Source organism: Zhouia spongiae, assembly GCF_022760175.1.
Classification (GTDB): Bacteria; Bacteroidota; Bacteroidia; order Flavobacteriales; family Flavobacteriaceae; genus Zhouia; species Zhouia spongiae.
This window is the reverse complement of record NZ_CP094326.1, coordinates 3,363,136-3,372,005: the sequence shown is the minus strand read 5'-3', so window position 1 is coordinate 3,372,005 and position 8,870 is coordinate 3,363,136. Positions and strand designations below refer to the sequence as shown.

Genomic DNA, 8,870 nt, shown 5'->3' with positions numbered 1-8,870 from the left:
ACGGAGTATATAGCGCCACGTAATGAGTTGGAGAAAAATTTAGTATTAATATGGAAAGAAGTATTAAAACGAGATAATATAGGTATTCAAGATAATTTTTATGACCTAGGAGGTGATTCAATTAAGTCAATACAGGTGGTTTCTCGTTTAAAGAATTATGGCTATACTATAAAAGTGGAGGATATTCTTCGTAATCCGGTTATAGAAGATTTATCTAAGTTAGCAAAGGTTAACTCCAGAGTAATAGATCAATCCGAAGTTGAAGGAGAAGTTTTTCTCACTCCGATACAGCATTCCTTTTTTAATGATGATGCTATTTTAACTAAGCACCATTACAATCAATCGGTTTTATTACACAGTTATACTGAGTTGGATATTAATGGATTAACTTCATGTTTTGAATACATAACAAATCACCATGATGGGCTTCGTATGGTTTATCATAAAGAGGATAATTTATGGAAACAAAACAACTTAAGTTATTCTCCAGAGAGGTTTTATGATTTTAATTATTATGACCTTAAGGGTTCAGAAGAACCCTTGCTATTAATGGGTAAGTATTGTGAAACTCTTCAAGAAAGTATAACTTTATCAGAAGGTCCATTATTTAAGGCTGCATTATTTAGACTAAAAGATGGAGATCGACTATTCTTAATGGTTCATCATCTTGTGATTGATGGAGTTTCTTGGCGTATTTTGCTAGATGACTTAGCAACTTTATATCTTCAATATATAAATAATTCTACTTTAACCTTACCTTTAAAAACAGATTCTTTTAGAGATTGGTCTCAGGCGCTAAATGATTATGCTCATGGAGATAAACTTGCGGTAGAGCATAACTATTGGGAAAATTTATTGACAAGCAATGTAATTGATCTACCCAAAGATCAAATTGACAGGGATTATAATCAAAGGGATTATTCAGAACTATCCTTTGTCTTAGATACAAATATTACAGAGTTATTACAAACTCGGACAAATAGAGTATTTAATACGGAAATCAATGATATATTATTAACATCTTTTGGACTATCGATCAATGATGTTTTTGATATATCCAGAGTTTTTGTGAAAATGGAAGGACATGGAAGGGAAGATATTATTTCAGATATTGATATTACTCGGACAGTTGGTTGGTTCACATCAGTTTACCCTTACTTATTAGAAATTTTACCAGAAGAAGATGCTTTAGGGAATTTAGTGTATGTGAAAGAGTCTCTACGCAAGGTGCCTAATAAGGGAATAGGTTATGGTATTTTGAAAGAGCTAGCTTCTGGTTTTTCAACTGAAATAAAACCAAAAATTGTTTTTAATTATTTAGGAGATTTTGGTTCTGGAGTCGGCTCAGAGGAATCTAAACAATCCTCTTTATTTCAATATTCTTCAGAGTATAGAGGGAGGGATATCCCACTAAATAATAATAGGGATATTTCATTGAACGTCTCAGGAGTTTTGGTAGACGGAGTATTAAGAATGTCAATTTCATATAGTAAAAGGGACTATAATAAAGCTACAATATCACGTTTGATTTCTAGTTATAAGTATAATTTAGAAAAATTGATATTAAAGTTAAATGAGGAGGAAAAGAGCTATTTAACACCTGATGATTTGACATATAAAGGGTTATCTATACTTGATGTATTTAACCTTAATAAAAAAGAAAATTTAGAAGATGTTTATAAATTATCTCCATTGCAGGAGGGGATCTACTACCATTGGTTGTCTGATAGAAACCCTACAATGTATTTTGAGCAAATATCTTATGTGATAGAGGCACATGATTTAGATATTAAACTTTTAAAGCAGAGTTATGATCTTCTAATATCGCGGCATGCAGTTTTACGTACTAGCTTTAGTACAGATTATGGAGGTGAAGCAGTTCAGATTGTATGGAAGGAGGTTGAAAGTACATTTGTTTATGATAGTGCACCATCTGGATTGTCAGAAGATGAACAGAAGGAATATTTAACATCTTACAAGGAATTAGATCGTAAGAAAGGATTTGACCTTAGTACTGGATCTCAAATGCGTTTAATTGTCTTAAATTTAAAGAATGGTCATTATCAGTTTATTTGGAGTCATCATCATATATTAACCGATGGTTGGTGTATGAGTATTTTGATTAATGACTTTTATAAATTAATGTTCTCTGTTCAACATGGCACCGAACCAAATTTAGAACCAGTAATACCTTATTCAAATTATATTAAATGGTTGTCTAATGTAGATAAGCAATCATCATTAGATTACTGGAAAGAATATTTACATTTATATAATAATATAATTGAATTTCCATTTCGTTTATACAAGGAGGAAACAGTTTCTTCATATAAAGAAGGAAAAGAGTCTTTATACATCAAAAGTTCTCTTTTAAAAGCGGTCAATGAGTTATGTGTTGATTTAAATATTACACAGAATACATTTATTCAAGGAGTTTGGGGCTATCTATTAGCACAATATAATAATATTGAAGATGTGGTTTTTGGATCTGTTGTTTCAGGTCGTCCATCGGATCTGAAGGGAGTAGAGAGTATGATAGGGCTGTTTATCAATACAATTCCAGTGCGTGTTCAATTCGCAGAGAATGATAGTCCGAAAGAGTTATTGAAAATGATCCAAAGGAATGCTATATCCGGTATGTCCCACCATTATATAAGTTTATCTGAAGTACAGTCTTTGAGTGAACCGGGAGCAAAACTTTTAAACCATGTTATGACTTTTGGAAACTATAGTGTTCAAGAGTCGTCAAATATTGATTTAACGATAGCGGATGATTTATCAGTCGTTTCAAGAGAAATTTTTGAACAAACCAATTATGATTTTGGAATTCAAGTGGCACCAGGATCAGATGAGTTAATCATTAATTTCACATATAACCTTAATAATTATGACAGACAGGGAGTTTTAAAGCTTAAGCAACATTTTTTTAATGTAATAAATAGTTTCGTAAGCGACCCAAATCAATTGCTGGGAAAAATAAATTACTTAACCTCAGATGAGGAAATCGAGTTACTTTGCGAATTTAATGAGACAGCGACAATATATCCTAAGGAAAAAACGATTGTAGATTTATTTGAGGAGCAGGTGGAAAAGACACCGAATCGTGTAGCTGTTGTGTTTGAGGGTAAGGAGTTGACTTATTGTGAGTTAAATGAGAGGGCTAATCAATTAGCAAGGTATTTGCATTCAAATTACAAGATAGAAAGCGATACATTGATAGGCATAAAGATGGATCGATCCTTAGATATTATAATTTCAATTATAGGAGTATTAAAAAGCGGAGGTGCTTATGTGCCTATTGATCCAGAGTATCCACAATCACGCATAGACTATATAATAACAGATAGTCGCTGTGAGTTACTGCTGGATAGACTGGCATATGACAAGTTTGAACAAAGTCAAGAGGATTATATAAAAGATAATCTAGGTACATTTATAAGTAGTAGTGATTTGGCTTATGTTATTTACACTTCTGGTTCTACGGGACAACCCAAAGGTGTGATGATAGAACATAGAGGAATACTTAATACAATAGTTTCTCAAAACAAAATATTTGAACTAAAAAAGCATAAGAGAAGCTTACAATTTGCGTCATATTCTTTTGATGCTTCTGTTTCAGAAATATTTATTTCTCTAACATCGGGGGTTGTTCTGTATTTGGTCGGTGACAAAGAGAGAAAAGTTCCTGAACTTTTAGAATCATTTATTATTGAAAAATCAATAGAAATAGCAACCATTCCCCCTCTTTCATAAAATTAATGAATGTAGATAGGCTCAAGCCTTTGATTACATTAATAACAGCAGGTGAGTCTGCCGTGTATGATAAAGCAATAGAATATTCAAAAGAAGGAATTTATTATAATGCTTATGGTCCTACAGAATCAAGTATATGCGCAACAACCTATAGATTAAAAGAAAGGGAACTTATAAAGTCAGGTACAATCCCAATAGGAAAACCTATAGACAATACCGAAGTATACATTTTAGATGAAGCGCAGAGTCTTGTTCCAATTGGAGTAGTAGGAGAGATATGTATATCAGGAGATGGATTGGCTCGGGGCTATTTAAACAGGCCGGAATTAACTGCAGCGAAGTTTGTAGATAACCCGTTTAATGAAGGAGATCGATTATATAAGACGGGTGATTTAGGGAGGTGGCTTCCAGATGGAAATATTGAATTTATCGGGAGGAAGGATAGTCAGGTCAAGATACGAGGTTTTCGAATAGAGTTGGGAGAGGTGGAACATGTTTTACAGGGTAATACACATGTTATTAGTTGTGTAGTAGATGTTACAGAGTCGTCAAGTGGAGATAAGGATTTGGTAGCCTATTTCGTAGGGAGTGATAGTATTACATCTCAAGAGCTCAGGGAATATATGGGAAGCTTGTTACCGAGTTATATGATACCTAGTTATTTTGTGAAATTGGAGGAGTTACCTCTGACGAGTAATGGGAAATTGGATAGGAAAAGTTTACCTGAACTTAAAGGTTTAAGTATAGATATAGGAATAGAGTATTTAGGTCCAAGGAATGAAATAGAGGAGCAATTAGTGGGTATTTGGAGTGATGTATTGGATATACCAGAAGGAGAAATAAGTGTGACAGCAAACTTTTTTGAGCTAGGAGGTCATAGCTTGAAAGTACTGAAGCTTTCCAGTAAGTTATATAAGGACTTGGGATTAAAGGTTAGTATTCAAGATTTATTCACTTATAACAGTATATTGTCACAGGCTGAATTAATATCAGAGTCAGAAAAAGAGTGTTATCAGGAGATTCCTAAAGTGGAAAAAGCTGAGAGTTATGTGTTGTCCTCTTCTCAACGACGTTTGTGGGTTTTAAGTCAATTTGAATCGGCCAATGTCGCATATAATATGTCAAGCGTACATGAATTAGGGTTAATAGATGTAGAAACATTAGAATCTTCATTTAATAAATTAATTGCACGACATGAATCATTACGTACCATATTTAGGGAAAATGATGAAGGTGATGTGCGTCAGTTTATATTGGAAGAAATGTTCTTCAAAATAGATTATGAAGATTTAGAAGGAATAAGCACTTCAGATTTAAGGGATCGAATTGCTATTTATAGAAACAGGTCATTTGATCTTTCAGAGGGCCCATTGTTAAGAGGTGCTGTATATCGCTTATCAAAGGATCATTATGTATTTGTGTATGTTATGCATCATATCATAAGTGATGGTGTTTCAATGGAAACACTATTTGGAGAGTTGATCTCTATTTATGATAAAATAGAGAAAGGGACTTCTTTAGAATTAACACCATTGAGAATTCAATATAAGGATTATGCAGAATGGCAGCAATCAGAGTTGAAATCAGGGGCATTATCAGTTTCTCGTAATTATTGGTTAGATCAATTTAAAGGAGAATTACCAGTTTTAGATTTACCAACAGATTATACCCGTCCGATGGTGAAGAGTTACAAAGGGGGAAAGTTAAAAGGATCTTTAATAAAGATAGCACGTCTAAGTTTAAAGGACTATTAAAGGCAGAAGAAGGGATTACCTCTTTTATGAGAGTTTTAAGTTTAGTGAATGTGTTACTTTATAAATATACAGGTCAGGGAGATATTATTTTGGGAAGTCCAATATCAGGGAGAGATCATCCAGATTTAGAAGGGCAGATAGGTTTTTATGTTAACACATTAGCCTTACGAACACGTTTTAATGGGAATGATAGTTTTGAGGCTGTTTTAAGTAAGGTAAAAGAAATGGCATTGGGAGGCTATAGTCATCAATCATATCCATTTGATTCTTTAGTAGATGAGTTGTCATTATCACGAGATACAAGTAGGCATCCACTATTTGATGTAATGGTTACTTATCAAGAGTCAGAAGGAAAAGAACCGGAGTTGGATGAAGAGTCCAAGTCATCCTATGAGAATACCAAAGGTATGTCTCATGTGGTAAGTAAGTTTGATTTAACGTTTAATTTTGAAGAGAAAGGAAACGAATTAGGAATAGGGATTGAATACAGTAGTGACTTATTTGCACGTTCTACAATAGAACGAATGTTGAATCATATAGGAGAATTATTAACCTCGATAGTAGCAAGTCCAGAAGTATCCATATCAAGTTTATCATATATACCTCAAAGGGAACAGTCAATATTGCTAGAAGAGTTTAATGAGACAGCGACAATATATCCTAAGGAAAAAACGATTGTAGATTTATTTGAGGAGCAGGTGGAAAAGACACCGAATCGTGTAGCTGTTGTGTTTGAGGGTAAGGAGTTGACTTATTGTGAGTTAAATGAGAGGGCTAATCAATTAGCAAGGTATTTGCATTCAAATTACAAGATAGAAAGCGATACATTGATAGGCATAAAGATGGATCGATCCTTAGATATTATAATTTCAATTATAGGAGTATTAAAAAGCGGAGGTGCTTATGTGCCTATTGATCCAGAGTATCCACAATCACGCATAGACTATATAATAACAGATAGTCGCTGTGAGTTACTGCTGGATAGACTGGCATATGACAAGTTTGAACAAAGTCAAGAGGATTATATAAAAGATAATCTAGGTACATTTATAAGTAGTAGTGATTTGGCTTATGTTATTTACACTTCTGGTTCTACGGGACAACCCAAAGGTGTGATGATAGAGCATAGGAGTTTAAATGCATTATTGATATGGAGTTGTAAAGAATTTAAGGAACAAGTTTATGATACAATGCTGTTTGCAACATCTATTTGTTTTGATCTATCAATATTTGAAATATTCTATCCACTTATAACAGGTAAAAAAGTATCAATATTACAAAATGCACTTTCTATATTAAATCATATTAAAACACAAGATCGCTTAATGATTAATACAGTTCCAAGCGTAATATCTGGTTTATTGTTAGAAGATATAAATTTAGCACCTGTTGTTGCTTTGAATATGGCTGGAGAAGAAATTCCCGCTAAAATAATTGAGGAATTGCAAATAAGAACTCCAACTACTGTTTTAAGGAATTTGTATGGCCCGTCAGAAGATACTACTTATAGTACTGTGCAGCATATTGTATTAAATGATTCTTTAACAATAGGTAGGCCTATTGATAATACAAGAATTTATGTTTTAGATGTTGGATTAACTTTACAAGCGATAGGAATAGTAGGAGAGATATGTATATCAGGAGATGGATTGGCGAGAGGTTATCTTAATAATCCCGAGTTGACAGCAGAGAAGTTTATCGAAAACCCGTTTGAAAAAGGAGAACGATTATATAGAACTGGGGATTTAGGAAGGTGGCTTCCAAATGGAACTATTGAATTTATAGGCAGGAAAGATAGTCAGATAAAAATACGAGGTTTTCGTGTTGAATTAGGTGAAATTGAATACGTTCTGCAGCAAGTTAAGGGAATAAATAATTGTTGTGTAGTTCATAAGGAATCGAACAATGGAGAGCAAATACTGGTTGCTTATTATGTAGGAGAGATCGAATATACCCTTTCAAGCTTACGCTATAAAATGTCACGGAGGTTACCTTTTTATATGATTCCAAGTTATTTTGTAAAATTGGATGAGTTACCTCTGACCAGTAACGGGAAACTGGACAGAAAGAGTTTACCTGCCCCTGAGGGTTTAGGTATAAATATAGGTATCGAGTATGTAGCTCCTAGGAATGAAACAGAGGAGCAATTGGTGAATATTTGGAGTGATGTATTGGGTATACCAAAAGGAAATATAAGTGTGACAGCAAACTTTTTTGAGCTAGGAGGGCATAGTTTGAAAGTACTAAAGCTTTTAGAAAAAATTAATAAGGTCTTTAAAGTCAATATTAAAATAGAAGATATCTTCTTAAGAGCTGATTTAAATTCTCAATCTAAGCTTATTAATGGCGTCAGTATAGAGGAAGATACAATAGTTGATAATTATAAAAAAAATAATTGTGTCAAAACTAAGTTAGAAACAGTAAAAATATTTGCTCTACCATTTGCTGGCGGTAATAAATATTCATATTCTAAATATGAGCAATATTGCCCATCAGAATTTGAATTTATTTCTTTAGAGTTACCAGGTAGAGGTAAGAGAATCAGAGAGAAAAGATTAGAAGGTTTAAATGAAATGGCTGATGATGTCTTTTTACAAATAAAAGATTATCTCGATAAACCATATGTGATATATGGACATAGTATGGGAGCTATTATAGCAACCTTAGTTACAGAAAAAATCCAACAATACAAATTACCTTTACCAATTGCTATGTTTGTTAGTGGATCAAGTGGGCCAGTGCCAAGGAATAAATTACTTAGGAATCACTCTATATCCGATGATAAGTTTATTCAAGGTATTTATGAAATTGGCGGTTTTTATAAAGACATCCATAAAAATAAAGAGTTTATAAAGTATTCTTTACCAATTATAAAATCAGATATTAAGGCATTAGATGAATATGTTTACGATGGTATTGAAAAATTAAGTATACCTATTCACGTGATGATTGGGACAGAAGAAGGATTGAATTTAAATGTTTCCAAATATTGGAAAGAAATAACTAATGATAAAGTTGAAGTTTATCAATTTAAAGGCAATCATTTTTTCATTTTTAATCATCCAAAAGCTATTTTAAAACTTTTAAAAGAAAAAACTCTATTAAAATAAGAAATATTATTTGCTTTAGAATTCTTGCACTTTCATATAGAAAAAGTAATCTTAAAAAGATATTCTTATGTCTATAAAGAATTATTTATTTGTAAATTTTCAAAATGTCATGAATCACTAGGATTTAGAGATAATATATCTATAGAACAAAGGATTTTTTAAAGTATAATAAATAATTTTTTTCAAGCGCGAGAAAGTTTGGTTATTGAATAATGAACATTAGATTATCACATCATTGTTTTATGATTAAAAG

2 protein-coding genes and 2 pseudogenes are annotated in these 8,870 nt (G+C 32.5%); all 4 read left to right on the top strand.

Annotated elements, in window-relative coordinates; translation table 11 throughout:
• Positions 1–27: 27 nt before the first annotated feature.
• The 4 genes and pseudogenes from MQE36_RS17100 to MQE36_RS17090 all read left to right on the top strand — a co-directional run bounded on the left by MQE36_RS17100 (position 28) and on the right by MQE36_RS17090 (position 8,617).
• Positions 28–3,753, top strand: a complete 3,726-nt coding sequence (locus MQE36_RS17100; RefSeq protein WP_423242486.1) for a condensation domain-containing protein — start codon at positions 28–30, stop codon at positions 3,751–3,753.
• A 5-nt stretch (positions 3,754–3,758) separates the two neighbouring features.
• Positions 3,759–6,073: pseudogene (locus tag MQE36_RS16995) on the top strand (condensation domain-containing protein); the annotation flags it as partial.
• Between the two features lie 132 nt (positions 6,074–6,205).
• A pseudogene (locus tag MQE36_RS17095) lies at positions 6,206–7,333 on the top strand (amino acid adenylation domain-containing protein); the annotation flags it as partial.
• The gene (locus MQE36_RS17090) at positions 7,310–8,617 is read left to right on the top strand and encodes a thioesterase II family protein (protein ID WP_423242485.1); all 1,308 of its coding nucleotides are present in this window, start codon (positions 7,310–7,312) and stop codon (positions 8,615–8,617) included. The pseudogene MQE36_RS17095 and the gene MQE36_RS17090, both read left to right, overlap by 24 nt.
• The last annotated feature ends 253 nt before the right edge of the window (positions 8,618–8,870 follow it).